The organism is Streptomyces sp. NPDC001920, assembly GCF_053594495.1.
On the sequence record NZ_JBSFEP010000003.1, the window covers coordinates 227,505 to 253,179 of the forward strand.

The 25,675-nt window shown below is 68.0% G+C and carries 36 protein-coding genes; 35 read left to right on the forward strand and 1 reads right to left on the reverse strand.

All coding sequences use genetic code 11. From position 1 onward, the window contains the following. Nucleotides 1-58 precede the first annotated feature (58 nt). Both ACWCPI_RS06325 and ACWCPI_RS06330 read left to right on the forward strand, forming a co-directional pair. Nucleotides 59-1,081 (forward strand): NAD-dependent epimerase/dehydratase family protein, encoded by a 1,023-nt coding sequence (locus ACWCPI_RS06325; RefSeq protein ID WP_451037002.1) that lies wholly within the window; start codon nt 59-61, stop codon nt 1,079-1,081. Between the two features lie 454 nt (nt 1,082-1,535). Continuing rightward, the gene (locus ACWCPI_RS06330; protein WP_451037003.1) at nt 1,536-2,096 is read left to right on the forward strand and encodes a CDP-alcohol phosphatidyltransferase family protein; all 561 of its coding nucleotides are present in this window, start codon (nt 1,536-1,538) and stop codon (nt 2,094-2,096) included. 9 nt (nt 2,097-2,105) lie between these two features. Here the strand turns inward: ACWCPI_RS06330 and ACWCPI_RS06335 are convergent, their stop codons facing one another. Further along, nucleotides 2,106-3,344: a glycosyltransferase gene (locus ACWCPI_RS06335; RefSeq protein ID WP_451037004.1), complete on the reverse strand. Its 1,239-nt coding sequence runs from the start codon at nt 3,342-3,344 to the stop codon at nt 2,106-2,108. Nucleotides 3,345-3,503: 159 nt separating this feature from the next. Between ACWCPI_RS06335 and ACWCPI_RS06340 the strand changes: the two genes are divergently transcribed. From ACWCPI_RS06340 to rpsK, 33 genes are all read left to right on the forward strand, one after another. Next, the gene (locus ACWCPI_RS06340; RefSeq protein WP_451037005.1) at nt 3,504-4,949 is read left to right on the forward strand and encodes a hypothetical protein; all 1,446 of its coding nucleotides are present in this window, start codon (nt 3,504-3,506) and stop codon (nt 4,947-4,949) included. After that, complete coding sequence (locus ACWCPI_RS06345; protein WP_451037006.1) at nt 4,946-6,559, forward strand: hypothetical protein; 1,614 nt, start codon at nt 4,946-4,948, stop codon at nt 6,557-6,559. The genes ACWCPI_RS06340 and ACWCPI_RS06345 overlap by 4 nt, the downstream gene beginning before the upstream one ends. Next, nucleotides 6,556-8,100, forward strand: a complete 1,545-nt coding sequence (locus ACWCPI_RS06350) for an oligosaccharide flippase family protein (RefSeq protein WP_451037007.1) — start codon at nt 6,556-6,558, stop codon at nt 8,098-8,100. The genes ACWCPI_RS06345 and ACWCPI_RS06350 overlap by 4 nt, the downstream gene beginning before the upstream one ends. Before the next feature lie 123 nt (nt 8,101-8,223). Beyond that, nucleotides 8,224-9,717 (forward strand): fibronectin type III domain-containing protein, encoded by a 1,494-nt coding sequence (locus tag ACWCPI_RS06355; protein WP_451037008.1) that lies wholly within the window; start codon nt 8,224-8,226, stop codon nt 9,715-9,717. Continuing rightward, nucleotides 9,717-10,202, forward strand: coding sequence for an adenylyltransferase/cytidyltransferase family protein (locus ACWCPI_RS06360; RefSeq protein ID WP_451037009.1), 486 nt, complete (start codon nt 9,717-9,719; stop codon nt 10,200-10,202). Before ACWCPI_RS06355 ends, ACWCPI_RS06360 begins: the two co-directional genes overlap by 1 nt. Before the next feature lie 604 nt (nt 10,203-10,806). Beyond that, complete coding sequence (gene rpsJ / locus ACWCPI_RS06365) at nt 10,807-11,115, forward strand: 30S ribosomal protein S10 (protein ID WP_003948644.1); 309 nt, start codon at nt 10,807-10,809, stop codon at nt 11,113-11,115. A 17-nt stretch (nt 11,116-11,132) separates the two neighbouring features. Next, entirely contained in the window at nt 11,133-11,777 is a 645-nt protein-coding gene (gene rplC / locus ACWCPI_RS06370; protein WP_019753089.1) for a 50S ribosomal protein L3, read from the forward strand. Nucleotides 11,778-11,785: 8 nt separating this feature from the next. Further along, the gene (rplD, locus tag ACWCPI_RS06375; RefSeq protein ID WP_451037010.1) at nt 11,786-12,442 is read left to right on the forward strand and encodes a 50S ribosomal protein L4; all 657 of its coding nucleotides are present in this window, start codon (nt 11,786-11,788) and stop codon (nt 12,440-12,442) included. Continuing rightward, nucleotides 12,442-12,861, forward strand: a complete 420-nt coding sequence (gene rplW / locus ACWCPI_RS06380) for a 50S ribosomal protein L23 (protein ID WP_451037011.1) — start codon at nt 12,442-12,444, stop codon at nt 12,859-12,861. Before rplD ends, rplW begins: the two co-directional genes overlap by 1 nt. A 40-nt stretch (nt 12,862-12,901) precedes the next feature. Next, the gene (rplB, locus tag ACWCPI_RS06385; protein ID WP_019753091.1) at nt 12,902-13,738 is read left to right on the forward strand and encodes a 50S ribosomal protein L2; all 837 of its coding nucleotides are present in this window, start codon (nt 12,902-12,904) and stop codon (nt 13,736-13,738) included. Between the two features lie 12 nt (nt 13,739-13,750). Next, on the forward strand, nt 13,751-14,032 hold the full coding sequence (gene rpsS / locus ACWCPI_RS06390; RefSeq protein ID WP_003998828.1) for a 30S ribosomal protein S19: 282 nt from the start codon (nt 13,751-13,753) through the stop codon (nt 14,030-14,032). A gap of 43 nt (nt 14,033-14,075) precedes the next feature. Continuing rightward, a complete protein-coding gene (gene rplV / locus ACWCPI_RS06395) occupies nt 14,076-14,423 on the forward strand; it encodes a 50S ribosomal protein L22 (RefSeq protein ID WP_388809630.1) in 348 nt (115 codons plus the stop codon). After that, nucleotides 14,423-15,244 (forward strand): 30S ribosomal protein S3, encoded by an 822-nt coding sequence (gene rpsC, locus ACWCPI_RS06400; RefSeq protein ID WP_003998826.1) that lies wholly within the window; start codon nt 14,423-14,425, stop codon nt 15,242-15,244. The genes rplV and rpsC overlap by 1 nt, the downstream gene beginning before the upstream one ends. A 5-nt stretch (nt 15,245-15,249) precedes the next feature. After that, nucleotides 15,250-15,669: a 50S ribosomal protein L16 gene (rplP, locus tag ACWCPI_RS06405; RefSeq protein WP_009190136.1), complete on the forward strand. Its 420-nt coding sequence runs from the start codon at nt 15,250-15,252 to the stop codon at nt 15,667-15,669. After that, complete coding sequence (gene rpmC / locus ACWCPI_RS06410) at nt 15,669-15,893, forward strand: 50S ribosomal protein L29 (protein WP_007494763.1); 225 nt, start codon at nt 15,669-15,671, stop codon at nt 15,891-15,893. Before rplP ends, rpmC begins: the two co-directional genes overlap by 1 nt. Next, nucleotides 15,893-16,177 carry a 30S ribosomal protein S17 gene (gene rpsQ / locus ACWCPI_RS06415; protein WP_018543912.1) on the forward strand — a complete coding sequence of 95 codons (285 nt, stop codon included), beginning with the start codon at nt 15,893-15,895 and terminating at the stop codon, nt 16,175-16,177. Before rpmC ends, rpsQ begins: the two co-directional genes overlap by 1 nt. 99 nt (nt 16,178-16,276) lie before the next feature. Then, nucleotides 16,277-16,645 (forward strand): 50S ribosomal protein L14, encoded by a 369-nt coding sequence (rplN, locus tag ACWCPI_RS06420; protein ID WP_003998823.1) that lies wholly within the window; start codon nt 16,277-16,279, stop codon nt 16,643-16,645. A 2-nt stretch (nt 16,646-16,647) separates the two neighbouring features. Then, complete coding sequence (gene rplX / locus ACWCPI_RS06425; RefSeq protein ID WP_269661072.1) at nt 16,648-16,971, forward strand: 50S ribosomal protein L24; 324 nt, start codon at nt 16,648-16,650, stop codon at nt 16,969-16,971. Beyond that, entirely contained in the window at nt 16,971-17,528 is a 558-nt protein-coding gene (gene rplE, locus ACWCPI_RS06430) for a 50S ribosomal protein L5 (protein WP_019753095.1), read from the forward strand. Before rplX ends, rplE begins: the two co-directional genes overlap by 1 nt. Before the next feature lie 5 nt (nt 17,529-17,533). After that, on the forward strand, nt 17,534-17,719 hold the full coding sequence (locus tag ACWCPI_RS06435) for a type Z 30S ribosomal protein S14 (protein WP_003948630.1): 186 nt from the start codon (nt 17,534-17,536) through the stop codon (nt 17,717-17,719). Between the two features lie 212 nt (nt 17,720-17,931). Then, a complete protein-coding gene (rpsH, locus tag ACWCPI_RS06440) occupies nt 17,932-18,330 on the forward strand; it encodes a 30S ribosomal protein S8 (protein ID WP_015658459.1) in 399 nt (132 codons plus the stop codon). Between the two features lie 24 nt (nt 18,331-18,354). Continuing rightward, nucleotides 18,355-18,894 (forward strand): 50S ribosomal protein L6, encoded by a 540-nt coding sequence (gene rplF, locus ACWCPI_RS06445; protein WP_019753097.1) that lies wholly within the window; start codon nt 18,355-18,357, stop codon nt 18,892-18,894. Nucleotides 18,895-18,897: 3 nt separating this feature from the next. Then, on the forward strand, nt 18,898-19,278 hold the full coding sequence (gene rplR / locus ACWCPI_RS06450) for a 50S ribosomal protein L18 (RefSeq protein WP_019753098.1): 381 nt from the start codon (nt 18,898-18,900) through the stop codon (nt 19,276-19,278). Between the two features lie 36 nt (nt 19,279-19,314). Next, complete coding sequence (gene rpsE, locus ACWCPI_RS06455; RefSeq protein WP_019753099.1) at nt 19,315-19,920, forward strand: 30S ribosomal protein S5; 606 nt, start codon at nt 19,315-19,317, stop codon at nt 19,918-19,920. Between the two features lie 2 nt (nt 19,921-19,922). Next, complete coding sequence (gene rpmD, locus ACWCPI_RS06460) at nt 19,923-20,105, forward strand: 50S ribosomal protein L30 (RefSeq protein ID WP_003974250.1); 183 nt, start codon at nt 19,923-19,925, stop codon at nt 20,103-20,105. A gap of 2 nt (nt 20,106-20,107) precedes the next feature. After that, entirely contained in the window at nt 20,108-20,563 is a 456-nt protein-coding gene (rplO, locus tag ACWCPI_RS06465) for a 50S ribosomal protein L15 (RefSeq protein WP_019753100.1), read from the forward strand. Nucleotides 20,564-20,808: 245 nt separating this feature from the next. Continuing rightward, on the forward strand, nt 20,809-22,122 hold the full coding sequence (gene secY, locus ACWCPI_RS06470; RefSeq protein WP_388809621.1) for a preprotein translocase subunit SecY: 1,314 nt from the start codon (nt 20,809-20,811) through the stop codon (nt 22,120-22,122). Further along, nucleotides 22,122-22,784, forward strand: a complete 663-nt coding sequence (locus ACWCPI_RS06475; RefSeq protein ID WP_388809618.1) for an adenylate kinase — start codon at nt 22,122-22,124, stop codon at nt 22,782-22,784. The genes secY and ACWCPI_RS06475 overlap by 1 nt, the downstream gene beginning before the upstream one ends. Before the next feature lie 257 nt (nt 22,785-23,041). Beyond that, entirely contained in the window at nt 23,042-23,878 is an 837-nt protein-coding gene (gene map / locus ACWCPI_RS06480; protein WP_451037012.1) for a type I methionyl aminopeptidase, read from the forward strand. A gap of 233 nt (nt 23,879-24,111) precedes the next feature. After that, the gene (gene infA / locus ACWCPI_RS06485; RefSeq protein ID WP_003948620.1) at nt 24,112-24,333 is read left to right on the forward strand and encodes a translation initiation factor IF-1; all 222 of its coding nucleotides are present in this window, start codon (nt 24,112-24,114) and stop codon (nt 24,331-24,333) included. Nucleotides 24,334-24,395: 62 nt separating this feature from the next. Beyond that, nucleotides 24,396-24,509, forward strand: coding sequence for a 50S ribosomal protein L36 (rpmJ, locus tag ACWCPI_RS06490; RefSeq protein WP_003998809.1), 114 nt, complete (start codon nt 24,396-24,398; stop codon nt 24,507-24,509). 193 nt (nt 24,510-24,702) lie between these two features. After that, nucleotides 24,703-25,083, forward strand: a complete 381-nt coding sequence (gene rpsM / locus ACWCPI_RS06495) for a 30S ribosomal protein S13 (protein WP_019753104.1) — start codon at nt 24,703-24,705, stop codon at nt 25,081-25,083. A gap of 65 nt (nt 25,084-25,148) precedes the next feature. Then, nucleotides 25,149-25,553 (forward strand): 30S ribosomal protein S11, encoded by a 405-nt coding sequence (rpsK, locus tag ACWCPI_RS06500; protein ID WP_003956432.1) that lies wholly within the window; start codon nt 25,149-25,151, stop codon nt 25,551-25,553. Nucleotides 25,554-25,675: the final 122 nt, after the last annotated feature.

Genomic DNA, 25,675 nt, shown 5'->3' on the forward strand with positions numbered 1-25,675 from the left:
GAAGGCTTTCCCGCCCGGTCCGTGGCACCGGGCACCACTCGCACCAGAAAGGTCTTCTGTGAAGGTTCTCGTCACCGGCGCGTCCGGTCTGATCGGCAGCCACCTCGTCAGGGAACTCCTCGAACAGGGGCACACCGTCGTGGGCCTCGACAACTTCTCCAAGTACGGCGCGGTCCGCCGCGCTCCGGTGGAGAACCCGCGATACCGGCTCGTCGAGGGAGACGCCCGCGACACGGACCTGATGGTGAAGCTGCTCGCCGACTGCGATCACTTCGTCGCCGGCGCGGCCATGATCGGGGGCATCTCCTACTTCCACACCTACGCCTACGACCTCCTCGCCACCAATGAGCGGATCACCGCCGCCGCCTGCGACGCGGCGATCCGGGTGCACGGCGAAGGGCCGCTGCAGAAGGTGACGTACCTGAGCTCCTCGATGGTGTACGAGAACACCGGCTTCTGGCCGTCCCGGGAGGGCGACGAGCGTCGTATCGCCCCGCCGTCGTCTTCGTACGGCTTCCAGAAACTGGCGGTGGAGTACTTCGCCCGGGCGGCCCACGACCAGTACGGCCTCCCCTTCACCATCGTGCGGCCCTTCAACTGCGTGGACGTCGGAGAGGAGCGGACCGTCGGCCAGAGCGAGGAGCAATCCGGGGACATCAAGATCAACATGTCTCATGTCGTCCCCGACCTGGTGCAGAAGGTCCTCAAGGGACAGGACCCCCTGCACATCCTCGGCAGTGGCGCCCAGACGCGGCACTTCACCTACGCCGGCGACCTGGCCCGGGGCATCCGGATGGCGATCTTCCATCCCGCCGCGCTGAACGAGGACTTCAACCTGGCGAGCGCCGAGCCGACCAGCGTCCTGCAGCTGGCGGAGCGGATCTGGCACAAGATCCACGGACCGGACGAGCCGTTCCGCTACACGACCGACCAGCCCTTCGAGCACGATGTCCAGCGCCGGAGCCCCGATGTGTCCAAGGCGAGGGACGTACTCGGCTTCACCGCGTCGGCCACCCTCGACGACATCCTCGACAAGGTCATCCCCTGGGTGCGCCAGGCGATCGCCGAGGGCCGCCTCTGACCGGTCCTCCCACGAGGACCTCGTGCCGTCCTGCGCGAACGGCCAATCGGATGGATCTTATGAAATGCCTGCTTGTCGCATCCGGCGAGGCGGGCCCACCGCTCTAGGTTCGAAAGGTGACGTCCGAGGCGACCGTCGTCCGTGACCTCGACGGGAACGCCACCTGCACCGGTGACCCGGTCGACGCCGCCCTCCGCACACTCCGCCGCGGACCGACGACGTGGCGGGGCGGGCGCGGCCGGCCTGGACCCGTGCTTGCCCGCGTCGAAGCCCGGAATCATCCCGCCCGTTCAGGCACGAGGTGCAGCAAGTGGACTTCTCCAGCGCGCTGAGGCAGCTCTCGGAAGCGCAGAAGCCGGCCCGTGGAGTTCCCGTCTACACGCGGCTCGTCAATCGCCCGGCCGGACGGGTGCTCGCGGCCACGGCTCACAGCTTAGGACTGTCACCCAACCAGGTGACCGCGGCAAGTGCGCTGGCCACCTTCGCCGCCGTCGCCGGGATCTGCGTGCACCCCCCTTCCCCCGCCCTGGGACAGTGGGTCGCCCTTGCCCTGCTCTTCGGCTTCGCCCTCGATTCCGCGGACGGCCAGCTGGCCCGGCTGCACCGGTCGGCCAGTCCGGCGGGGGAGTGGACGGACCATGTGGTGGACTGCGCGAAGCTCCTGGGCGTCCATACCGCGGTGCTGATCTCCTTCTACCGCTTCTTCGACCTGCCGCATCCGGCGTTTCTGCTCGTCCCGATCGGGTTCCAGTTCGCCGCCGTCCTGCTGTTCTTCGCAGGGACGCTGACGGACCAGCTCAGACGGCGCGGCGCCGACGTGCCCGCCGGTCCCCGGACCCCGCCCTCCACCGTCCGGGGCGTGGCGCTGCTCCCCGTGGACTACGGCCTGCTGTGCCTGATCTTCCTGTTCCTGGGACACGAGAAGCTCTTCTTCACCCTGTACGTCGCCCTGCTCGCGGCCCACGCAGTGCTGGTGCCGGCGTTCCTCGCCAAGTGGTTCCGGGAGCTGTCCTGAGAACGGCTCTCAACGGGCCAGGACCTCGGAGAGCATCGCGGTGATGCGGCCCAGTCCGGCCTCCGGGCTCAACCGCTCCCGCACATAGACGGGACCGCGTGCCCCGAGCGCGGCCGATCGTTCGGCGTCCCGCATGAGCTCCGTGACGCAGTCGTGCAGCGCCACGGGGTCCTCCGCGGGAACGATCACTCCGGCCCCGGACCGACGCACCTCCTGGGCCGTGCCGCCCCGAGCGTCCACCGAGGCGACGGTGGGCCGTCCGCTCGCGAAGTAGGACGTCAGCTTGGAGGGCAGGCTCATGTCGTCCACGGACGCCCGCTGGGTGAGCGCGAGGACGTCCGCCGCGGCAAGCACGTCGGGAAAGTCGGCGTCGGCCGCGGGCGGCAGGAAGTCCACGTTCGCCAGACCGGCGGCGAGACGCTCCAGGTGCGTCCGCCGGCTGCCGTCGCCCATGAGGACGATCCGCAGGCGCGGGGTGTGGCGGGCCGCGACGCGGGCCGTCTCGACCAGGACCTCCAGCCCCTGCTTCAGACCCATGTTCCCCGCGTGCAGCAGGACGAAGTCCTCGTCACCCCAGCCGAGTCGCGCCCGTACCGTGCGGCGGTCGCCGGCAGGGGGCGGCACATGACTCCAGTTGGGCACCACCCTGACGCGGGATCCCGGTACGCCCATGGCGGTGACACGGCCGACGAACGACTCGTGCACCACGCCGATCAGGCTGGCGGTGCGCAGGATCCTCGACTCCACCGCGGCCACCAGGGACGCCACCCGGCCGCCGCCCCTGATCCCGCTCTGCGCGGCCGCCGCGCCCATCAGGTCCTGCACCACGACCACGTGCGGCACCCGGTGGCGACGGGCGGCCCTGGCGCCGATCACACCGCCGGCGAGGGTCGGCATCTGGCTCAGCACCAGGTCCGGCGGAGCGGCCGGCGGCCGGATCGAGCCGTGGGCCAGGAAACTGGCCTCGTAGGCCGCCCTGAGCAGCGCGGTCTGACGCGTGGGAACGAAGCCGCGGCGGCGATGGACCCGGACACCCCCGCGGTCCTCCACCATGCGCCAGCGCCCGCGGTAGTCGCCGTGCACCCGCCAGCCCGGATAGTGCGGCATTCCCGCCAGGACGTCGACTTCGGCGCCGCGAGCGGCCAGGTGTTCCGCGGTCAGGGTCGAATAGGGGGCGATTCCGGCGTGCTCGGGGGCGTAGTTGGTCGACACGAGGAGAACGCGGCGACCCGCGAACATATCAGTCATTGAATTAAAATACGACACACATAAGGGAATTCCCTGAAAGAAACGCCCGGCAATATCGCCTGATATGTTCCGGCTCTGGGCTATAAATCGATCGCTGTTGATTCGTTCATTCACGGCATCGATGAGGGGATGCGGGTGCGGGACAGCCAAGTCCGTTGCATGGCTGCGGTAGGCGTCTGGGCCCTGCTGCTCGTCGTCCTTCTGCCCGCGCTGATCCTGCAGTCCACGGACACGCGATTCGGAGCGGCTCTCGCCGTGCAGTGCGTGGTCGTGGCGCATGCCGGAGGAGGGCTCACCAAAGTCCTCACGGACACCTCGGTGCGCCTCGTCGCCTTCGGGTTCTGGCTCTTCGCCTATGTGTGGCTCGGACTGGCTCCGCTCGCCATGCTCGCCACCGATTCCTACCCGCTGCAATACCGCACCGGTGAGACGACCGCTCTGGCGGCCACCGGGCTCACCGAACTCGGGCTCCTCGCCTACAGCGCGGGCGTGGCGCTGGCCGCCGGACGCGACGACAGCAGGTCGCTGGTGTTCGCGCCCCTGCTGTCCCGCAGCCTCTCACCGCTGCCCGTCCTTCTCCTGTGCGGTGTGTCGCTCCTCCTCGGAACCGTGCTGATCCCCGGGCAGGAGGGCGGTCTGCGGGCGTTCTTCACCAGCAGACAGGCTCTGTGGCAGTCGCGGACCGAAGCGGACCCCACGCACACGCTGCGGGTCTGGATCCTCGCCGTCCCCGCCTTCTGGGCCCTGGTGGCCCTCGTCCGACTGCCCCGCCCCGACCGGAGGCACCGGTTGCCGCGGGCGGTGCGCTGGACAGCGCTCCCGTGTCTCCTCGCGCTCAACGTGATCGTCAACAACCCGATCAGCAGGCCACGTTTCTGGGCCGGAACCGTCCTTCTGGTCCTGCTCTTCTCCTGGCGCCGGTTCAGCAGCCCGCGGGTCTTCCGTGTCGCCGCCGCGGCGATCACCGCCCTGGTGCTTTTCGCTTTTCCGTACAGCGACTACTTCCGTTACGACGAACGCGAGGCGCTGCACGTCGTACCGCTGGCGGAGCAGTTCAGCAGCAGCATGGACTACGACGCTTTTCAGCAAATGCAGACCGGCATCGACTATGTGCAGGAAAACGGCTTCTCGCCGTCGGCGGCACTCGGCCTCTTCCTGTTCATGGTGCCCCGCTCGATGTGGCCCGACAAACCACAGGCCACGGGTATCGAACTCGCCCAGTACGCCGGTTACGACTTCCACAACCTCTCCGCTCCGGTGTGGATCGAGAGCTACCTGTGGGGCGGTGCTCCGTGCGTTGTCGCAGCCTTCTGCCTGCTGGGCGCGGCCGGACGGCGGATGGACGACGTCCGGGAGCGGCTGCGGCACCGGCAAGGCACGCTGGCGGTTCTGCTGGTTCCCGCCTTCGCCTTTTACCAGATGGTCTTCCTGCGCGGCAGTCTCATGGCGATCGTCGGTCCGCTGCTGCTGCTCCTGACCGTTCCGCTCCTCATCACCACCCGCGCCGCCCGGCCGTCCCGGTCCCCGTCACCGGTGCGGCCGCCCGCGACCTCGGACCACGCACCCATCCCCGGACTCGTCCCCGGACACAGGAGGCATCCGTGACCAGCTCCGCCGGCCTCGACGATCGCTACGACGACCCCGACCGGCTTCGCGACCAGCTGCGCCTGCTCCTCGGCTACCGCGCGACCATCGCGCTGGGCGTGCTCCTCGGGCTGCTCGGCGGACTGCTCCTGGTCCTGCTGCGCGCGGGCGACTACACCTCCACCAGCGAGGTGCTCGTCCGCCCGAGGACCGACCCCTTCAGCACGTCCGGGGTGGCCGCCGACAGCCAGCTGAGCATGGGCACGGAGCGGCACATCGCGCTCAGCGCGACGGTCGCGGCACGGGCGGCGACGGCACTGGGACACCCCTCCCGCGCCGACGCGCTGCTGACGGACCTGCGCGTGACGAACCCCCCGGACACCCAGGTGCTCCGCTTCGAGTACACCGCGGGCTCCGCGCAGCGCGCCGCCCGGGTGAGCAACGCCTTCGCGGCGGCCTACCTCGCCGACCGGCAGGGCCGGTCCAGAGCCATGATCGCGCGGATGGCCACCGGGCTGGAGCAGCAGGTCGCCGACCTCACCCAGCGGATCAGCGCCAGGAAGAGGTCCGCCGACCCCGCGGCGGGCACCGCGGGCGTCCAGCAGCAGATCGGCGTTCTGCGCAAGAAACTCTCGGACATCAGGGCGTACGACACCACCGGCGGCGACATCGTCCGCACCGCCGAGCCGGCGGCGCGGCCCTCGGGGCCGGGCCCCGGCTGGCTCCTCCCGCTCGGCCTGACCGGTGGTCTCGTCCTGGGCGTCGTGCTCGCCTGGCTGCGCTCCGCTCTGGAGCCGCGGGCCCGCTCGATCGACGAGGTCCAAGGGGCGCTGCTCGCCCCGGTGCTGGGGATCCTCCCGGGCCACGACGCCAAGGGCGAACCGCTGGAGGTGGGCCGGAGCGACGGCAGCCGCGCCGCGGCGTACCGCACCCTCGCCTTCCGGCTGCGCGGCGGCGACGGTCCCGCGGCCGTGGGCACGCTCATGGTCGTGGCACCGAAGCGGGAACGAGGCGCCGAGGCCGTCGCGGTGAACCTCGCCGCCGCACTCGCCGAATCCGGTGAGCAGGTGCTGCTCGTGGACGCGAGGGGGCACACACCCGGTCTGCCGGCACGTCTGCCGCTGACGGCCGACGAGTCCGTACCACCCGACATGCCCGGGGGTGCGGTGGTCGTGGACGCCGGCACAGCCGGGCGATTCACGCTCTGGCCCGAGGTCCGCGGCACCGCCGCGGACGACGGACCGGCCGCCCCGCTCGCGGCGCGCGCTCTGCCAGGCGCCGCTCCCGAAAGGGCCACGCTCGTCCTCGCCCCGCCCCTGCTGGACCACACCGAGAGTCTCGCGCTCGCCCAACGCGTGGACGGCGTCGTCGTGGTGGCCGGCCTGGGGGAGAGCAGGCGCGACGACCTCAGGCGGGTACGCGAGCTGATCGGCTGCTCGGGAGGCCGCATCGTGGGCGCCGCGCTCCACGACAGTGCGCCCCGCGGCCGACCGGCCCGCCTCCTGGTCAGCGAGCGGACGCGCCGCGCGTGGCGGCGGACGCCTTCCCCGGCACCGTCCGCGCCGGGCGACGACGCCGTGGAGAAACCGACCGCACCCGTGCGGGACGACACGCTCACCGCTTCCCGGTGAGCGCCTCCGGTACGGCCGTCCCCGCGACCGGCGGACCGACCGCCCGGTCCGGGGTCGCCGCCACCGCGCGCGGCGGGTGGTGGGGCTTTCTCGGCTCGACGGTCAACGCGGTCTTCGGATACGTCCTGGTCGCCCTGGTCACCCGTGCCCTCGGCGCGTACGGGGCGGGGGCGGTGTTCACCGGAGTGGCGGCCTTCACCATCCTGTGCAACGCCTGCAAGCTCGGCGCCGACACCGGCCTGGTGCGGTTCGTCTCCGGGGACCTGGCCACCACCGGCGGCCACAAGGTGGGCGCACTCCTGCGCAGCGCGGTCCTGCCGGGAGCCGCGGCGAGCACCGGGGCCGCCACGCTCCTGTTCCTGTCGCCGTGGGCCGCCACCTCGTTGCTGCCGAACCTCGCCGCGGACGACGCGGTGACCCTGGTCCGGCTCTTCGCCGTGTTCCTCCCCCTGGCCACGATCACCCTGATCATGCTGGGCGCCACCCAGGGCTACGGCACCGTGATCCCGTTCGTCGGTGTCGAGCAGATCGGCAAACCGGTGCTGCGCGTGGTGATCGCCGTCCCGGTGGTGCTGTTCGCCCCTGGCGTGCTGAATCTGGCCGCGGCCTGGCTCGTGCCGTCCCTGGCGGGCTTCCTCCTCGCCTTCCGCGCGCTGCGCCGATGCCGCCGGACGAGTCCGGCGCACACGTCCGGACGGGACACGGCCGACACCCGGCGCGGGTTCTGGGCCTTCGCGGCGCCACGGGCCGTCTCCTCCGTCTTCGACATCAGCGCGGTCTGGGTGGGTGTCGTCCTGCTCTCCTGCCTGGCGACGAGTGAAGAGGCGGGCATCTACACCGCCGTAGGCCGTGTCGTCATCGCGGCGACCCTGCTCCAGCTCGCCATCCGGCTGGCCGTCGCCCCGGAGATCAGCCGTCTCCTCGCGGTGGGCGACATCGCCCAGGGGCGCCATCTGTACCGGATCTCCACGCGCTGGATCGTGCTGTTCTCCTGGCCACTGCTCGTCCTGCTCACGAGTTTCCCCGGCACCGTTCTGTCGTTGTTCGGGCCGGAGTTCCAGCAGGGGGCGCACGCGCTGGTCGTGCTCTGTGTCGCCTCGGCGGTCAACGTGGGCGTGGGAAACGCCCAGACCGTGCTTCTCATGGCCGGCAAGAGTTCCTGGCATCTGGCGGTCACGGGTGTCGCGTTCGCGGTGCAGCTGACGGTCGGCCTCCTCGCCGTTCCCCGTCTGGGCGTGCTCGGAGCCGCCCTTTCCTGGGGAGCGGCGACCATCGTCGAGAACCTGCTCTCCGCCGCGCTGGTACGGCGGCATCCGGGCTTCACGATCGTCGACGGCGGATACCTCATGGCGACGGTCACCGGCCTGTGCCTCACCGTGCCGTTGGTCCTTCCCGTCAGGTTGCTGGCAGGTGACACGGCCGTCGGACTTGCCGCCGCAATCACCGTAGGACTTTTCACATTCGGTATAGGTTTGTGGCGATTTCGCAAAGCTCTGGGAGTCCACGAACTCGTCGGTGTGCTGCGCGAACGCGCCACTTGAGCCGGATCTCGGCACCGAGACCGCCGCTCCTTCTCCCCTCCTCCCACCCGTACTTGCTGCAACCCGGGATGTCCCATGCGCCTGAGAAAAAGCACGAAAAGAGGGGCTACCACGGCTTCGGCCGTGGCGCTCCTCGCGGCTGCCTCGCTCATCACCGCCTCGGCCTCGGCAGCCGACGGTGACGAAAGGACCCTGACCGCCGACACGTTGGCGACCTGGCAGACCGACGGCATCGTCTGGTCGATCGAGTACGCGGGCGGCGTCGTGTACGTCGGCGGGACCTTCGACAACGTCCGTCCCCCGGGCGCCGGACCCGGCCAGCAGGAGGTCGCGCGCAAGAACTTCGCCGCGTTCGACGCCAGAACCGGCCGACTGCTGCCGTGCGACCCGTCCTTCTCCGGCGCCGGCGACACCGTACGGGCGCTGAAGGCGTCAAAGGACGGCAAGGTGCTGTACATCGGTGGCTCGTTCGGAAGGGCCGGCCATGCCGAGGCGTCCGGCGCGGCCGCGCTCGACACGGCCGACTGCTCGCTGCGCAAGGAGTTCCGCCCGGACGTGTCGTCGTACGTCCGGGCCATCGACGTCACGGACAGTGCGGTCTATCTCGGGGGCGACTTCACGAGCGTCAACGGCAAGAGGAGGCAGCGCATCGCCGCGCTCACTCCCGACGGCTCGCTGCTGCCGTTCAAGGCGAGGATCGACGCTCCGGTACGGGCCGTCAGCGCCGCGCCCCGATTCGGCAAGGTCATCGTCGGCGGCGACTTCCTGGAGGTCAACGACGAGTTCGAGTTCAAGCTCGTCGCCCTGCACCCGACCACCGGCAAGACGGTGACCTCCTACCCGGACTGGCTGCCGGCGAGGTCGGCGGTGAAGGCGCTGACACGCGACGCGACCAACTTCTACGTCGCCGCCGAGGGCAGCGGAACGGGCATCTTCGACGGCCGCATCGCCGGCCGCCTCGGCAGCGGCAAGATGGTGTGGAAGGACACCTGCCTGGGCGCCACCCAGGCCCTGGCGCTGCACAACGGTGTCCTCTACAGCGGATCCCACGCCCACGACTGCAGGGACACCCCCGGGGGTTTCACCGAGGGCAACTTCCGCCAGCACTTCCTGGCCCAGTCGGTCAGGGACCGGCGCATCCTGCACTGGTTCCCCGACACGGACGGCGGGCTCGGCGAGGGCAACGGCCCCCGGGCGCTGAGGATGGCCGGCCAGATCCTCTGGGCCGGCGGCGAGTTCACCACGGTCAACGGCAGACGGCAGCAGAGCCTGACCCGCTTCGCGGCCGGACCCGACCGGGGCGCCCCGCAGGACCCGCCACGGCTGCGGGCCTCGTCCTCGGGCGCCGGCCGGATCACGCTCACCTGGCGTGCCGCATGGGACCGGGACGACGCGAGGCTGAAGTACCTCATCTACCGGGACGGCAGGCTCGTGGCCGCGCCGACGCGGCGCTCCGCGGAGTGGCGCCGCCCCCTGATGACGTACACGGACACCGTCACACCCGGCTCCAGCCACCGCTACCGGATCGCCGTCACCGACGGCGAGAACGCCTCGCCCATGTCGAGCGCGCTCGTGGTCACCGCGGCCAGCACCGCACGGACCAAGGGCAACCGCTGATGGGGGAACGCCTCGGTTACGCACCCGGGGTCTTCGACCTCTTCCACGTGGGCCATCTGAACGTCCTGCGCCGGGCCCGGGAGCACTGCGACCGGCTCGTCGCCGGTGTCTGCTCCGACGACCTCGTGGTGCGTATGAAAGGCAGACCGCCCGTCGTGCCTCTCTCCGAGCGACTCCAGATCGTCCGCAGTGTGCGCTACGTCGACGAGACCTTCGTCGCGACCGTGGAAGACAAGATCGAGATCTGGAAGCAGGTCGGGTTCGACGTCATCTTCAAGGGCGACGACTGGCTCGGCACGGAGGTCTGGACGTCCCTCGAGAACCGGTTCGCGAAGGTAGGGGTGGAGGTCGTCTACTTCCCCTACACCGTGCACACCTCCAGCACGCTGCTTCGCGACACGCTCCGCCTCCTCGTCCCCAAGGACCCGGCCGAGCCGCTCCCGGGGCAGCTCACGGGACCCCGCCCGGGACGAGCGGAGAGCTGACGGCCGGCCCGTGAGACCGGCGACGGCCGGCTCACGGGCCCCGGCCCCGAGGCTGCGCGGACTCACCTCGCGGCCCATAGGAGGCGGCGGCGCGATCACGGCCGGTGATGATCCCGGTGCCGAGCGGCGCGGTTCCCGCCGTGACACGGCGGCAGGGGCGGGGCACCCGGTCGGCCCCGCGAGCGGGCGCCCGGGTTTGACCTTCATCACCCTCGGGGTATTCTCTCCGGCTCGATTGGCGGAGCCCCGTCCCCATATGGCAGACTGTCCGAGTTGCTCGGTCGAGTGTTGATGCTGCGCGCCTCCCGCCGGGAGGACCGGAAGCGAGTCCCACAGTACTCGTCGCCCTAACTGCCACTAGGCAGCGCTGGGGCGGACGTACGGGAATCTTCCGGGAAGCGTATGCGCGGCACCGGCCAGGCACCCGGTGGGCCTCTCAGCTCCCGGCTTGCGGTTCCGGAAGGGCCGTGTTCCCACGCAGGGATGTTCGAACAAGGGACATCTGTGTCAGCGGGAGCGCGACACGCCCGACCGCGTGGGTCGGAGGAGAGGGCAGGGAACACCGGGTTCCAGAGCGTAAGAGAGACAGGACTACTGAGTAGCCATGGCGGGACAGAAGATCCGCATCCGGCTCAAGGCCTACGACCACGAGGTCATCGACTCCTCGGCGAAGAAGATCGTCGAGACGGTGACCCGCACTGGTGCGTCGGTCGCGGGCCCGGTGCCGCTGCCCACTGAGAAGAACGTGTACTGCGTCATCAAGTCGCCGCACAAGTACAAGGACTCGCGCGAGCACTTCGAGATGCGCACGCACAAGCGCCTGATCGACATCCTCGACCCGACGCCCAAGACCGTTGACTCTCTGATGCGACTCGACCTCCCGGCCGGTGTCGACATCGAGATCAAGCTCTGAGGGTCGGTGATCTGAGAATGGCTAAGCAGATCAAGGGCATCCTGGGCGAGAAGCTCGGCATGACGCAGGTGTGGGACGAGAACAACCGTGTTGTTCCGGTCACCGTCGTCAAGGCCGGCCCCAACGTCGTCACCCAGGTGCGTACCAACGACGTCGACGGCTACGAGTCCGTCCAGCTCGCCTTCGGCGAGATCGACCCGCGCAAGGTGAACAAGCCCCTCAAGGGCCACTTCGCGAAGGCCGACGTCACCCCCCGTCGTCACCTCGTCGAGATCCGCACCGCGGACGCCTCCGAGTACACGCTCGGCCAGGAAGTCACCGCCGAGGTGTTCGAGGCCGGCGTGAAGGTCGACGTCACCGGCAAGAGCAAGGGCAAGGGCTTCGCCGGTGTCATGAAGCGCCACAACTTCGGTGGCCTCGGCGCCGGTCACGGCACCCAGCGCAAGCACCGCTCGCCCGGTTCCATCGGTGGCTGCGCCACCCCGGGCCGTGTGTTCAAGGGCCTCCGCATGGCGGGTCGCATGGGCAACGAGCGGGTCACCACCCAGAACCTGACCGTCCACGCCGTTGACGCGGAGAAGGGTCTGCTGCTCATCAAGGGCGCGGTTCCCGGTCCGAACGGCGGCCTCGTCCTGGTCCGCACCGCGGCCAAGGGGGCCTGAGGTAACCGATGAGCACTGTTGACATCCTTTCGCCGGCGGGCGACAAGGCCGGTTCCGTCGAGCTCCCCGCGGAGATCTTCGGCGTAGAGAAGATCAGCGTTCCGCTGCTTCACCAGGTCGTCGTCGCGCAGCTGGCCGCTGCCCGCCAGGGCACGCACAAGACCAAGACGCGTGGCGAGGTCCGCGGTGGTGGCAAGAAGCCGTACCGCCAGAAGGGCACCGGTCGCGCCCGTCAGGGTTCGACCCGCGCGCCGCAGTTCGCCGGTGGTGGCGTCGTGCACGGTCCCGTGCCGCGTGACTACTCGCAGCGGACCCCGAAGAAGATGAAGGCCGCGGCCCTGCGCCACGCCCTCACCGACCGGGCCCGCAACAACCGCATCCACGTCGTCTCCGGCGTGATCGAGGGCGAGACCCCCTCCACGAAGGCCGCGAAGAGCCTGTTCGGCAAGATCTCGGAGCGCAAGAACCTGCTCCTGGTCGTCGAGCGCGCCGACGAGGCCGCGTGGCTGTCCGCCCGCAACCTGCCCCAGGTCCACATCCTGGAGCCGGGCCAGCTGAACACGTACGACGTTCTCGTCTCCGACGACGTGGTCTTCACCCAGGCCGCCTTCGAGTCCTTCGTGTCCGGCCCGAAGGCCAATGACACCGAAGGGAGCGAGGCCTGATGGCTATCCGTCACCCCGCCATTGCCTCGAAGGCCGCGAAGAAGGCCAAGGCCGCTCGCGTCGCCAAGGCGCGTCGCCACGCCGCCGAGGGCAAGAACACCGTCGTCACCGCGCCCAGCAAGGCGTACACGGACCCCCGTGACGTGCTGCTGAAGCCGGTCGTGTCGGAGAAGAGCTACGCGCTCCTGGACGAGAACAAGTACACGTTCATCGTCGACCCGAACGCCAACAAGACCCAGATCAAGCAGGCCGTCCAGGCGGTCTTCTCGGTCAAGGTCACCGGGGTCAACACGATCAACCGCGCCGGCAAGCGCAAGCGGACCCGCACGGGCTTCGGCCAGCGTGCCGCCACCAAGCGCGCGATCGTGACCCTCGCCGAGGGCGACCGTATCGACATCTTCGGCGGTCCGACCGCCTGAGGGCGGTCCGGATCGTCCGATATCGGACGAGGACTGAGAAATGGGAATCCGCAAGTACAAGCCGACTACGCCGGGCCGTCGTGGTTCCAGCGTCGCCGACTTCGTCGAGGTCACGCGGTCCACGCCGGAGAAGTCGTTGGTCCGCCCCCTGCACAGCAAGGGTGGCCGTAACAACTCCGGTCGTGTGACCGTCCGCCACCAGGGTGGTGGCCACAAGCGCGCCTACCGTGTGATCGACTTCCGTCGTCACGACAAGGACGGCGTGCCGGCGAAGGTCGCGCACATCGAGTACGACCCCAACCGCACCGCGCGCATCGCGCTCCTGCACTACGCGGACGGCGAGAAGCGCTACATCCTGGCCCCCAAGGGCCTCAACCAGGGTGACCGGATCGAGAACGGCCCCGCGGCCGACATCAAGCCCGGCAACAACCTGGCGCTGCGCAACATCCCGGTCGGTACGACGATCCACTCCGTGGAGCTTCGTCCGGGCGGCGGTGCCAAGTTCGCCCGCTCCGCCGGTGCCTCCGTGCAGCTGCTCGCGAAGGAGGGCCAGATGGCCCACCTGCGCATGCCCTCCGGTGAGATCCGCCTGGTCGACGTGCGCTGCCGCGCCACCGTCGGCGAGGTCGGCAACGCCGAGCAGAGCAACATCAACTGGGGTAAGGCCGGCCGCAAGCGCTGGCTGGGCGTCCGCCCGACCGTTCGCGGTGTGGCGATGAACCCGGTTGACCACCCGCACGGTGGTGGTGAGGGCAAGACCTCCGGTGGTCGCCACCCGGTCTCCCCGTGGGGTCAGAAGGAAGGTCGTACTCGTGCTCCCAAGAAGGCGAGCAACAAGTACATCGTCCGCCGCCGCAAGACGAACAAGAAGCGCTAGGAGCGGGTTTAGATGCCGCGCAGTCTCAAGAAGGGGCCCTTCGTCGACGACCACCTGATCAAGAAGGTGGAAGCCCAGAACGAAGCCGGCACCAAGAACGTCATCAAGACCTGGTCCCGTCGCTCCATGATCGTGCCGGCCATGCTCGGCCACACGCTCGCGGTGCACAACGGCAAGACCCACATCCCGGTGTTCGTCACCGAGTCGATGGTCGGCCACAAGCTCGGCGAGTTCTCGCCGACGCGCACCTTCCGGGGCCACGTCAAGGAAGACCGGAAGTCGAAGCGCCGCTAGTAGCGGATCGCATTCAGACACGTAAGTAACTGAAGGGACAACCATGGAAGCCAGGGCCCAGGCGCGGTACATCCGCGTCACGCCCATGAAGGCCCGCCGTGTGGTGGACCTCATCCGTGGCATGGACGCCACGGAGGCCCAGGCGGTCCTGCGATTCGCTCCGCAGGCTGCCTCTGTGCCGGTCGGCAAGGTGCTCGACAGCGCCATCGCCAACGCCGCGCACAACTACGACCACCCGGACGCCTCCTCGCTGTACATCAGCGAGGCGTACGTCGACGAGGGCCCGACCCTGAAGCGGTTCCGTCCGCGTGCCCAGGGCCGTGCCTACCGGATCCGCAAGCGGACCAGCCACATCACCGTGGTCGTCGCCAGCAAGGAAGGAACCCGGTAATGGGCCAGAAGGTAAACCCGCACGGGTTCCGGCTCGGTGTCACGACCGACTTCAAGTCGCGTTGGTACGCCGACAAGCTGTACAAGGACTACGTCAAGGAAGACGTCGCCATCCGTCGGATGATGACGTCCGGCATGGAGCGCGCCGGTATCTCGAAGGTGGAGATCGAGCGCACCCGTGACCGTGTCCGCGTGGACATCCACACCGCGCGTCCGGGCATCGTCATCGGCCGCCGTGGCGCCGAGGCCGACCGCATCCGCGGTGACCTGGAGAAGCTGACCGGCAAGCAGGTCCAGCTGAACATCCTCGAGGTCAAGAACCCGGAGACGGACGCTCAGCTGGTGGCCCAGGCCGTCGCCGAGCAGCTCTCCTCCCGCGTCTCCTTCCGCCGCGCCATGCGTAAGAGCATGCAGTCGGCGATGAAGGCCGGCGCCAAGGGCATCAAGATCCAGTGCGGTGGCCGCCTCGGTGGCGCCGAGATGTCCCGCTCGGAGTTCTACCGCGAGGGCCGCGTGCCCCTGCACACGCTCCGCGCGAACGTGGACTACGGCTTCTTCGAGGCCAAGACGACCTTCGGCCGCATCGGTGTGAAGGTCTGGATCTACAAGGGCGACGTCAAGAACATCGCCGAGGTCCGCGCCGAGAACGCTGCGGCCCGTGCGGGTAACCGCCCGGCCCGTGGTGGTGCCGACCGCCCGGCCCGTGGTGGCCGTGGTGGCGAGCGGCGCGGTCGCAAGCCGCAGCAGGCTGCCGGCGCCGAGGCCCCCAAGGCCGAGGCTCCCGCGTCCGCTCCGGCTGAGAGCACCGGAACGGAGGCCTGACCGACATGCTGATCCCCCGTAGGGTCAAGCACCGCAAGCAGCACCACCCGAAGCGCAACGGTATGTCCAAGGGTGGGACGCAGGTTGCGTTCGGCGAGTACGGCATCCAGGCGCTCACCCCGGCGTACGTGACGAACCGTCAGATCGAGGCCGCTCGTATCGCCATGACGCGTCACATCAAGCGTGGTGGCAAGGTCTGGATCAACATCTACCCGGACCGTCCCCTCACCAAGAAGCCTGCCGAGACCCGCATGGGTTCCGGTAAGGGTTCGCCGGAGTGGTGGATCGCCAACGTCAAGCCCGGACGCGTGATGTTCGAGCTGTCGTACCCCAACGAGAAGATCGCCCGTGAGGCTCTGACTCGCGCCGCCCACAAGCTGCCGATGAAGTGCCGGATCGTCAAGCGCGAGGCAGGTGAAGCGTGATGTCGGCCGGTACCAAGGCGTCCGAGCTGCGCGAGCTGGGCAACGAGGAGCTTCTGGCGAAGCTCCGCGAGGCCAAGGAAGAGCTGTTCAACCTCCGCTTCCAGGCGGCGACCGGTCAGCTCGAGAACCACGGCCGTCTCAAGGCGGTCCGCAAGGACATCGCGCGGATCTACACCCTGATGCGCGAGCGTGAGCTGGGCATCGAAACGGTGGAGAACGCCTGATGAGCGAGAAGAACGTGACTGAGAACGCAGAGGCGCGCGGTTTCCGCAAGACCCGTGAGGGTCTCGTCGTCAGCGACAAGATGGACAAGACCGTCGTCGTCGCCGTCGAGGACCGTGTGAAGCACGCGCTGTACGGCAAGGTCATCCGCCGTACGAACAAGCTCAAGGCGCACGACGAGCAGAACGCCGCGGGTGTCGGCGACCGCGTCCTCCTCATGGAGACCCGGCCGCTGTCCGCGACGAAGCGCTGGCGCGTCGTCGAGATCCTCGAGAAGGCCAAGTAATTCCTGCGGGGTATCCCGCAGGACAGTTCCGCCAGGCTCCGGGTGGGTGTGTCACTTGCACACCCGCCCGGGGAACCGGCAGACAAACAGGAGATAGACGTGATCCAGCAGGAGTCGCGACTGCGTGTCGCCGACAACACTGGTGCGAAGGAGATCCTTTGCATCCGTGTGCTCGGTGGCTCCGGTCGCCGCTACGCGGGCATCGGTGACGTCATCGTCGCCACCGTCAAGGACGCGATCCCCGGTGGCAACGTGAAGAAGGGTGACGTCGTCAAGGCGGTCATCGTTCGCACCGTCAAGGAGCGCCGCCGTCCGGACGGCTCGTACATCCGCTTCGACGAGAACGCCGCCGTCATTCTGAAGAACGACGGCGACCCTCGCGGCACCCGCATCTTCGGCCCGGTCGGCCGTGAGCTGCGCGAGAAGAAGTTCATGAAGATCATCTCGCTCGCGCCGGAGGTGCTGTAAGCATGAAGATCAAGAAGGGCGACCTGGTCCAGGTCATCACCGGCAAGGACAAGGGCAAGCAGGGCAAGGTCATTGCCGCTTACCCGCGCGACGAGCGCGTCCTGGTCGAGGGTGTCAACCGGGTCAAGAAGCACACCAAGGCCGGTCCGACCGCTCGCGGTTCCCAGGCCGGCGGCATCGTGACCACCGAGGCGCCGATCCACGTCTCCAACGTCCAGCTGGTCGTTGAGAAGGACGGCAACAAGGTCGTCACGCGTGTCGGCTACCGCTTCGACGAAGAGGGCAACAAGATCCGCGTTGCCAAGCGGACGGGTGAGGACATCTGATGGCTACCACCACCACTCCGCGTCTGAAGCAGAAGTACCGCGAGGAGATCGCGGGCAAGCTGCGTGACGAGTTCAAGTACGAGAACGTCATGCAGGTTCCCGGCCTCGTCAAGATCGTGGTCAACATGGGTGTCGGCGACGCCGCCCGTGACTCGAAGCTGATCGAGGGCGCGATCCGCGACCTCACCACGATCACCGGTCAGAAGCCGGCCGTCACCAAGGCCCGCAAGTCCATCGCGCAGTTCAAGCTGCGTGAGGGCCAGCCGATCGGTGCCCACGTCACGCTCCGTGGCGACCGCATGTGGGAGTTCCTGGACCGCACCCTGTCGCTCGCGCTGCCGCGCATCCGCGACTTCCGTGGTCTGTCCCCCAAGCAGTTCGACGGCCGTGGCAACTACACCTTCGGTCTCACCGAGCAGGTCATGTTCCACGAGATCGACCAGGACAAGATCGACCGCGTCCGGGGTATGGACATCACCGTGGTCACCACGGCGACCAACGACGCTGAGGGCCGCGCGCTCCTTCGTCACCTCGGCTTCCCCTTCAAGGAGGCGTGAGCGAGATGGCGAAGAAGGCTCTGATCGCTAAGGCTGCTCGCAAGCCCAAGTTCGGTGTGCGTGGCTACACCCGCTGCCAGCGCTGTGGCCGCCCGCACTCCGTGTACCGCAAGTTCGGCCTGTGCCGCGTGTGCCTTCGTGAGATGGCTCACCGTGGCGAGCTGCCGGGCGTGACCAAGAGCTCCTGGTAATCCCCTCTTTCAGGGATTCCGGAAGCTCTCGGTAAGCATCTGGGTGGACAGGGGCCCACTCCCGCATGGCTTAGGCTTGTGGGGTTGGGCGCCTGTCGCGCCCGTACGACTTACTACGCCGTAGGTCCACCGCGCCGCACCCGTCCCGTCTCGGATCGGGGAGAGGGATGGCGCACCAGGAAACCCCGGCGAGAGAGGCCGAAGGCCAATTCATGACCATGACTGATCCGATCGCAGACATGCTCACGCGTCTGCGGAACGCGAACTCGGCGTACCACGACACCGTGGCGATGCCGCACTCGAAGATCAAGTCGCACATCGCGGAGATCCTCCAGCAGGAGGGCTTCATCACGGGCTGGAAGGTCGAGGACGCCGAGGTCGGCAAGAACCTCGTCCTGGAGCTGAAGTTCGGCCCCAACCGTGAGCGCTCCATCGCGGGCATCAAGCGGATCTCCAAGCCCGGTCTGCGGGTTTACGCGAAGTCCACCAACCTGCCGAAGGTGCTCGGCGGCCTCGGCGTGGCGATCATCTCCACGTCGCACGGGCTCCTCACCGACAAGCAGGCCGGCAAGAAGGGCGTGGGTGGGGAAGTCCTCGCCTACGTCTGGTAACGGAAGGGAACGGAGGAAACAGCTATGTCGCGTATTGGCAAGCTCCCCATCACGGTTCCCGCCGGCGTGGACGTCACCATCGACGGCCGTACGGTTTCGGTCAAGGGCCCCAAGGGCTCGCTGACCCACACCGTTGCCGCGCCGATCGACATCGCCAAGGGTGAGGACGGCGTTCTGAACGTCACCCGCCCCAACGACGAGCGTCAGAACAAGGCCCTGCACGGCCTGTCCCGCACGCTGGTGGCGAACATGATCACCGGCGTGACCCAGGGTTACGTGAAGAAGCTCGAGATCAGCGGTGTCGGTTACCGCGTGACGGCCAAGGGCTCGAACCTCGAGTTCGCGCTCGGCTACAGCCACCCGATCACCGTCGAGGCGCCCGAGGGCATCACCTTCAAGGTGGAGTCCCCGACCCGCTTCCAGGTCGAGGGCATCGACAAGCAGAAGGTCGGCGAGGTTGCGGCCAACATCCGCAAGCTGCGCAAGCCCGACCCGTACAAGGCCAAGGGTGTCAAGTACGAGGGCGAAGTCATCCGCCGCAAGGTCGGAAAGGCGGGTAAGTAAGCCATGGCATACGGGCAGAAGATCCTCAAGGGCGACGCCTACAAGCGCGCCGCGATCAAGCGCCGTCACATCCGGATCCGCAAGCGGATCAACGGTACGGCGGAGCGTCCCCGTCTGGTCGTGACCCGCTCCAACCGCCACATCGTGGCGCAGGTGATCGACGACCTGAAGGGTCACACCCTGGCGTCGGCGTCCTCTCTGGACGCGTCGATCCGCGGTGCCGAGGACAAGTCCTCGCAGGCCAAGAAGGTCGGCGCCCTGGTCGCCGAGCGTGCCAAGGCCGCCGGTGTCGAGGCCGTCGTGTTCGACCGTGGTGGCAACCAGTACGCCGGGCGCATCGCCGCCCTGGCGGACGCCGCCCGCGAAGCCGGGCTCAAGTTCTGAGCCGCTTGTAGCTAGCGGAAAGAGAGAGGTAATCCAATGGCTGGACCCCAGCGCCGCGGAAGCGGTGCCGGTGGCGGCGAGCGGCGGGACCGGAAGGGCCGTGACGGCGGCGCTGCTGCCGCCGAGAAGACCGCGTACGTTGAGCGCGTCGTCGCGATCAACCGCGTCGCCAAGGTTGTGAAGGGTGGTCGTCGCTTCAGCTTCACCGCGCTGGTCGTGGTGGGCGACGGTGACGGCACCGTGGGTGTCGGTTACGGCAAGGCCAAGGAGGTGCCGGCCGCCATCGCCAAGGGCGTTGAGGAGGCCAAGAAGCACTTCTTCAAGGTCCCCCGCATCCAGGGCACCATCCCGCACCCCATCCAGGGTGAGAAGGCTGCCGGCGTCGTTCTCCTCAAGCCGGCTTCGCCGGGTACCGGTGTGATCGCCGGTGGTCCCGTGCGTGCCGTGCTCGAGTGCGCCGGTATCCACGACGTGCTGTCGAAGTCGCTCGGCTCCGACAACGCGATCAACATCGTGCACGCGACCGTGGAGGCCCTGAAGGGCCTGCAGCGTCCCGAGGAGATCGCGGCCCGCCGTGGTCTGCCGCTCGAGGACGTCGCCCCCGCGGCCCTTCTCCGTGCGCGTGCCGGGGCGGGTGCGTAATCATGGCGCAGCTCAAGATCACGCAGGTCAAGTCCTACATCGGCAGCAAGCAGAACCACCGTGACACCCTGCGCTCCCTTGGTCTCAAGGGCATCAACACGCAGGTCGTCAAGGAGGACCGCCCCGAGTTCCGCGGCATGGTGCACACCGTCCGCCACCTCGTGACGGTCGAGGAGGTCGACTGATCATGGCGGAGCAGAACCCGCTCAAGATCCACAACCTCCGTCCCGCCCCGGGCGCCAAGACCGCCAAGACCCGTGTCGGTCGTGGTGAGGCGTCGAAGGGTAAGACGGCCGGTCGTGGTACGAAGGGTACGAAGGCCCGTTACCAGGTTCCGGAGCGCTTCGAGGGTGGCCAGATGCCCCTCCACATGCGTCTCCCGAAGCTGAAGGGCTTCAAGAACCCGTTCAAGACCGAGTACCAGGTCGTGAACCTCGACAAGCTGGCGGCGCTGTACCCCGAGGGTGGCGAGGTCACCGTCGAGGGTCTGGTCGCCAAGGGTGCCGTTCGCAAGAACAGCCTCGTCAAGGTCCTCGGCCAGGGCGAGATCTCCGTGGCGCTGCAGGTGACGGTCGACGCCGTCTCCGGCTCCGCCAAGGAGAAGATCACCGCCGCCGGCGGTAGCGTCACCGAGCTCGTCTGAACCCATCAGGCTTCTCGATGACTTGAGCGATCCCGACCGGGGATACCCCACAAATGGGGTATCCCCGGTTGGTCGTTCCAAGGGCGGCAGTCTCGCCGGTAAGGTGGCCTGCACTGCCCACTTTTACGGAGTGCGTCGTGTGGGGCACTCTGAGCGGCAGTTGACCGTTAGCTAAGTCGTTCCTATTAGTCGAACCTCAAGACCGTCACCCTTGACGCAGTAGCGCGGGGGTCGCAGGAGGCACCGTGCTCACCGCGTTCGCCCGGGCGTTCAAGACGCCCGACCTGCGCAAGAAGCTGCTCTTCACGCTCGGCATCATCGTGATCTACCGGGTCGGCACGCATGTCCCGATCCCCGGCGTCGACTACAGGGCCGTCCAGGTCTGCATCGACCAGGCGAGCACCAACACGGGCCTTTTCGGTCTGGTCAACATGTTCAGCGGCGGCGCTCTGCTTCAGATCACGATCTTCGCGCTCGGCATCATGCCGTACATCACGGCGAGCATCATCCTTCAGCTGCTGACCGTTGTGATCCCGCGTCTGGAGGCCCTCAAGAAGGAGGGTCAGGCCGGTACGGCGAAGATCACTCAGTACACCCGGTACCTGACCGTGGCGCTCGCGATCCTGCAGGGCACCGGCCTGGTGGCCACGGCCCGCAGCGGCTCGCTCTTCCCGAACTGCCAGGTGGCCGGTCAGATCGTGCCGGACCGTTCGATCTTCACCACCATCGTGATGGTCATCACGATGACCGCGGGCACCGCCACCGTGATGTGGCTCGGTGAGCTCATCACCGACCGCGGCATCGGCAACGGCATGTCGATCCTGATGTTCATCTCGATCGCCGCGACCTTCCCGTCCGCGCTGTGGGCCATCAAGGAGCAGGGCTCCCTGGCCGGCGGCTGGATCGAGTTCGCCACCGTCATCGCCGTGGGCCTTGTCGTGATCGGCCTGGTGGTCTTCGTCGAGCAGGCTCAGCGCCGTATTCCGGTTCAGTACGCGAAGCGCATGATCGGCCGCCGGTCCTACGGCGGTACGTCGACGTACATCCCGCTGAAGGTCAACCAGGCGGGCATCATCCCTGTGATCTTTGCCTCGTCGCTGCTCTACATCCCGGCATTGATCGCGCAGTTCGCCGGAGGAAACTCCGGATGGAAGATCTGGATCGAGAAGAACCTCGCGCAGCCGTCCGCTCCGATGCACATGGTCCTGTACTTCTTCCTGATCATTTTCTTCGCCTTCTTCTACGTGGCCATCTCGTTCAACCCCGAGGAAGTCGCGGACAACATGAAGAAGTATGGTGGCTTCATCCCGGGCATCCGGGCTGGCCGACCGACCGCTGAGTACCTTTCCTACGTGCTCAACCGGATCACTTGGCCGGGCTCGCTGTACTTGGGTCTGATCGCTCTCGTGCCGACGACGGCGTTGGCTGGTTTCGGGGCAGACCAAAACTTCCCGTTCGGCGGGACCAGCATCCTGATCATCGTGGGTGTGGGTCTTGAGACGGTGAAGCAGATCGAGAGCCAGCTCCAGCAGCGCAATTACGAAGGGTTCCTCCGCTGATGCGAATCGTCCTCGTCGGGCCGCCGGGTGCCGGGAAGGGAACGCAGGCCGCGTTCCTGGCCAAGAACCTGTCGATCCCGCACATCTCCACGGGCGACCTGTTCCGCGCCAACATCAGCCGGCAGACCGAACTGGGGAAGCTCGCGAAGTCCTACATGGACGCGGGCAACCTGGTGCCGGACGAGGTCACCATCGGGATGGCCAAGGACCGTATGGAGCAGCCGGACGCCGAGGGCGGCTTCCTGCTGGACGGCTTCCCGCGCAACGTCTCCCAGGCCGAGGCGCTCGACGAGATGCTCCAGTCCGAGAGCATGAAGCTGGACGCGGTGCTCGACCTCGAGGTCCCCGAGGAAGAGGTCGTCAAGCGGATCGCCGGGCGGCGGATCTGCCGCAAGGACTCCAGCCACGTCTTCCACGTCACGTACAGCCGGCCGAAGCAGGAGGGCGTCTGCGACGCCTGCGGCGGCGAGCTGTACCAGCGGGACGACGACTCGGAGGAGACGGTCCGCAAGCGGCTCGAGGTCTACCACACGCAGACCGAGCCGATCATCGACTACTACAAGGCGCAGGGGCTGGTCGTGACCATCTCCGCGCTCGGCAAGGTCGAGGAGGTCACGGCTCGCGCCATGGAGGCGCTGCAGCGTGATGAGGCCGGCAGGTAGCAGCGTTCGACAGCTCGTAAGGAGCCCCCGTCGCCCACCAGGGACGACGGGGGCTCCTTCGTGTGCTCCCCGCTCGCCGTCCGACGGCGTGCGACCGCGCGTCGCCCAGGGCGCCTTCGGCCTTCGTCGGCAGCGCCCGGGGCAAGTGGCCGGGGCTGTGCCGTCCCCGGTGGACACCGCTGCCGCTTCGGCGCACGTCTGTGCTACGCGTATCCTGGTGTGCCGCGATACCAGTGGCCAGGAGGCGCGTTCCCATCATGGTGCAGATCAAGACCCCCGAGCAGATCGCCAAGATGCGTGAGGCAGGGCTGGTCGTCGCCGCCATTCACGCGGCCACGCGCGAGGCCGCGGTTCCAGGGGCCAGCACCAAGGATCTGGACGAGGTCGCCCGCAAGGTGCTCGCGGAGCACGGGGCCAAGTCGAACTTCCTCGGTTACGGCGGCTTCCCGGCGACCATCTGCACCTCCGTGAACGACGTCGTGGTGCACGGCATCCCGTCCGAGGACGTCGTCCTCAAGGACGGCGACCTCATCTCCATCGACTGCGGCGCGATCATCGACGGCTGGCACGGCGACGCCGCGTACACCGCCTTCGTCGGTTCCGGTCACGCCCCGGAGCTGGTCGAGCTCTCCCGGGTGACCGAGGAGTCGATGTGGGCCGGCATCGCGGCCATGAAGCAGGGCAACCGTCTGGTCGACGTCTCCCGCGCCATCGAGACCTACATCCGCCGCCAGCCGAAGCCCGGCGGCGGCAAGTACGGGATCATCGAGGACTACGGCGGCCACGGCATCGGCACCGAGATGCACATGGACCCGCACCTGCTGAACTACGTCGAGCGTCGGCGGGGGAAGGGGCCGAAGCTGGTCCCGGGCTTCTGCCTGGCGATCGAGCCGATGGTGTCCCTGGGCACGCCGAAGACCGAGGTCCTTGAGGACGACTGGACCGTCATCACCACGGACGGCACCTGGTCGTCCCACTGGGAGCACTCGGTCGCGCTGACGGAGCAGGGCCCCCTGGTCCTGACCGCCCCGGACGGCGGCAAGGCCAAGCTTGCTGAGTACGGGGTGACGGCGGCGCCGGACCCGCTGGCGTGACCGCGGGGCCGGGCCGCGCATGTGGTGCGGCCGGGCTCGCGGGGTACGGCATCGCGGCCGCTTCCGACCCGCTCGCTTAATGATCTCCGGCGTGGGGCAGACTTCCCCGATTCGTCTTTCCGGGTGCGCTGACGTAGACTGACTCGTCGGCTCTCGTGCACCCGCATGTCCGCATGCGCCCGCAAGGGAAACGCAGGGGAGTCGATCAAGGTAGTCGATTCGAAGGGCGAAGCGTGGCCAAGAAGCAAGGTGCCATCGAGATCGAGGGCACTGTCGTCGAGTCTCTGCCGAACGCCATGTTCAAGGTCGAGCTCCAGAACGGCCACCAGGTCCTGGCACACATCAGCGGCAAGATGCGTATGCACTACATCCGCATCCTCCCTGACGACCGGGTCGTGGTGGAGCTGTCTCCGTACGACCTGACGCGTGGCCGGATCGTCTACCGGTACAAGTAGATCTTGCCCACGTCCCGCGTGAGCGGGGCCGCCGGCAACTGACCCGGAGAACCTCACATCCCATGAAGGTCAAGCCGAGCGTCAAGAAGATCTGCGACAAGTGCAGGGTGATCCGCCGTCACGGTCGGGTCATGGTCATCTGCGAGAACCCGCGCCACAAGCAGCGCCAGGGCTGACGCACGACCTACCCCCTCTGCACCGCTATCGCAGAGTTTCGCGCGACGCGAGCTGAATATGTTCATACGCAGGACCCAGGCGAGCGATCGCCTGACACCCCCGGCTCGGAGGCCGGGGACCCAGTTCGTACCTGGTACGGCGGCTGGGAGTCGGTTCTGCGGAAGACCTCCGAAGATCACCAGGAGCCATTGAATGGCACGCGTTTCCGGTGTTGACATCCCGCGCGACAAGCGCGTGGAGGTCGCCCTCACCTACGTGTTCGGCATCGGCCGGACCCTTTCGCAGCAGACGCTGGCCGCCACCGGCGTCGACCCGAACACCCGCGTTCGCGACCTCTCCGAGGAGCAGCTCGTCGCGATCCGCGAGTACGTCGACAACAACATCAGGACCGAGGGTGACCTCCGTCGTGAGATCCAGGCCGACATCCGCCGCAAGGTCGAGATCGGTTGCTACCAGGGTCTGCGTCACCGTCGCGGTCTGCCCGTCCGCGGTCAGCGCACCAGCACCAACGCTCGTACCCGCAAGGGCCCGCGTCGCGCCATCGCCGGCAAGAAGAAGCCGGGCAAGAAGTAGTCCGCAGCGGACACCTGTCCACGGTCTTCGCTGTAGGACCGACCACCTCCCGTAGGAGTTAGTAGATGCCCCCCAAGGGACGTCAGGGCGCTGCCAAGAAGGTGCGCCGCAAGGAAAAGAAGAACGTCGCTCACGGCCACGCGCACATCAAGAGCACGTTCAACAACACGATCGTCTCCATCACGGACCCGTCCGGCAACGTGATCTCCTGGGCCTCCGCCGGCCACGTCGGCTTCAAGGGCTCCCGGAAGTCCACGCCGTTCGCCGCGCAGATGGCCGCCGAGTCGGCTGCCCGCCGCGCCCAGGAGCACGGCATGCGCAAGGTCGACGTGTTCGTGAAGGGTCCGGGTTCGGGTCGTGAGACCGCGATCCGTTCGCTCCAGGCGACCGGTCTCGAGGTCGGCTCCATCCAGGACGTCACCCCGACCCCGCACAACGGCTGCCGTCCGCCGAAGCGTCGTCGCGTCTGACGCGTCACGGACAGTGGTTTTCGGGCGGTACGGGGCCATCGGCCCCTGCCGCCCGTACCCTTGCAGTACCCGCACTTCTCACGGGTGCGGTTTCCGTCGGGCGTCAAATAGCGGGCGTCCAC

Excerpts from the sequence above, each read along its gene's own strand:
- rpsJ (WP_003948644.1), top strand. The coding sequence starts at position 10,807 with ATGGCGGGACAGAAGATCCGCATCCGGCTCAAGGCCTACGACCACGAG.
- rplR (WP_019753098.1), top strand. The coding sequence starts at position 18,898 with ATGGCATACGGGCAGAAGATCCTCAAGGGCGACGCCTACAAGCGCGCC.
- rpsH (WP_015658459.1), top strand. The coding sequence starts at position 17,932 with ATGACCATGACTGATCCGATCGCAGACATGCTCACGCGTCTGCGGAAC.
- rpsQ (WP_018543912.1), top strand. The coding sequence starts at position 15,893 with ATGAGCGAGAAGAACGTGACTGAGAACGCAGAGGCGCGCGGTTTCCGC.
- rpsE (WP_019753099.1), top strand. The coding sequence starts at position 19,315 with ATGGCTGGACCCCAGCGCCGCGGAAGCGGTGCCGGTGGCGGCGAGCGG.
- ACWCPI_RS06335 (WP_451037004.1), bottom strand. The coding sequence starts at position 3,344 with ATGACTGATATGTTCGCGGGTCGCCGCGTTCTCCTCGTGTCGACCAAC.
- rplB (WP_019753091.1), top strand. The coding sequence starts at position 12,902 with ATGGGAATCCGCAAGTACAAGCCGACTACGCCGGGCCGTCGTGGTTCC.
- map (WP_451037012.1), top strand. The coding sequence starts at position 23,042 with ATGGTGCAGATCAAGACCCCCGAGCAGATCGCCAAGATGCGTGAGGCA.
- ACWCPI_RS06435 (WP_003948630.1), top strand. The coding sequence starts at position 17,534 with ATGGCGAAGAAGGCTCTGATCGCTAAGGCTGCTCGCAAGCCCAAGTTC.
- rpmD (WP_003974250.1), top strand. The coding sequence starts at position 19,923 with ATGGCGCAGCTCAAGATCACGCAGGTCAAGTCCTACATCGGCAGCAAG.
- rpmC (WP_007494763.1), top strand. The coding sequence starts at position 15,669 with ATGTCGGCCGGTACCAAGGCGTCCGAGCTGCGCGAGCTGGGCAACGAG.
- rpmJ (WP_003998809.1), top strand. The coding sequence starts at position 24,396 with ATGAAGGTCAAGCCGAGCGTCAAGAAGATCTGCGACAAGTGCAGGGTG.
- ACWCPI_RS06360 (WP_451037009.1), top strand. The coding sequence starts at position 9,717 with ATGGGGGAACGCCTCGGTTACGCACCCGGGGTCTTCGACCTCTTCCAC.
- rplD (WP_451037010.1), top strand. The coding sequence starts at position 11,786 with ATGAGCACTGTTGACATCCTTTCGCCGGCGGGCGACAAGGCCGGTTCC.
- rplE (WP_019753095.1), top strand. The coding sequence starts at position 16,971 with ATGGCTACCACCACCACTCCGCGTCTGAAGCAGAAGTACCGCGAGGAG.
- rpsM (WP_019753104.1), top strand. The coding sequence starts at position 24,703 with ATGGCACGCGTTTCCGGTGTTGACATCCCGCGCGACAAGCGCGTGGAG.
- rpsK (WP_003956432.1), top strand. The coding sequence starts at position 25,149 with ATGCCCCCCAAGGGACGTCAGGGCGCTGCCAAGAAGGTGCGCCGCAAG.
- rpsC (WP_003998826.1), top strand. The coding sequence starts at position 14,423 with ATGGGCCAGAAGGTAAACCCGCACGGGTTCCGGCTCGGTGTCACGACC.
- rplF (WP_019753097.1), top strand. The coding sequence starts at position 18,355 with ATGTCGCGTATTGGCAAGCTCCCCATCACGGTTCCCGCCGGCGTGGAC.
- ACWCPI_RS06340 (WP_451037005.1), top strand. The coding sequence starts at position 3,504 with ATGGCTGCGGTAGGCGTCTGGGCCCTGCTGCTCGTCGTCCTTCTGCCC.
- rplC (WP_019753089.1), top strand. The coding sequence starts at position 11,133 with ATGGCTAAGCAGATCAAGGGCATCCTGGGCGAGAAGCTCGGCATGACG.
- rplP (WP_009190136.1), top strand. The coding sequence starts at position 15,250 with ATGCTGATCCCCCGTAGGGTCAAGCACCGCAAGCAGCACCACCCGAAG.
- rplX (WP_269661072.1), top strand. The coding sequence starts at position 16,648 with ATGAAGATCAAGAAGGGCGACCTGGTCCAGGTCATCACCGGCAAGGAC.
- ACWCPI_RS06475 (WP_388809618.1), top strand. The coding sequence starts at position 22,122 with ATGCGAATCGTCCTCGTCGGGCCGCCGGGTGCCGGGAAGGGAACGCAG.
- rplO (WP_019753100.1), top strand. The coding sequence starts at position 20,108 with ATGGCGGAGCAGAACCCGCTCAAGATCCACAACCTCCGTCCCGCCCCG.
- rplW (WP_451037011.1), top strand. The coding sequence starts at position 12,442 with ATGGCTATCCGTCACCCCGCCATTGCCTCGAAGGCCGCGAAGAAGGCC.
- rplV (WP_388809630.1), top strand. The coding sequence starts at position 14,076 with ATGGAAGCCAGGGCCCAGGCGCGGTACATCCGCGTCACGCCCATGAAG.
- rpsS (WP_003998828.1), top strand. The coding sequence starts at position 13,751 with ATGCCGCGCAGTCTCAAGAAGGGGCCCTTCGTCGACGACCACCTGATC.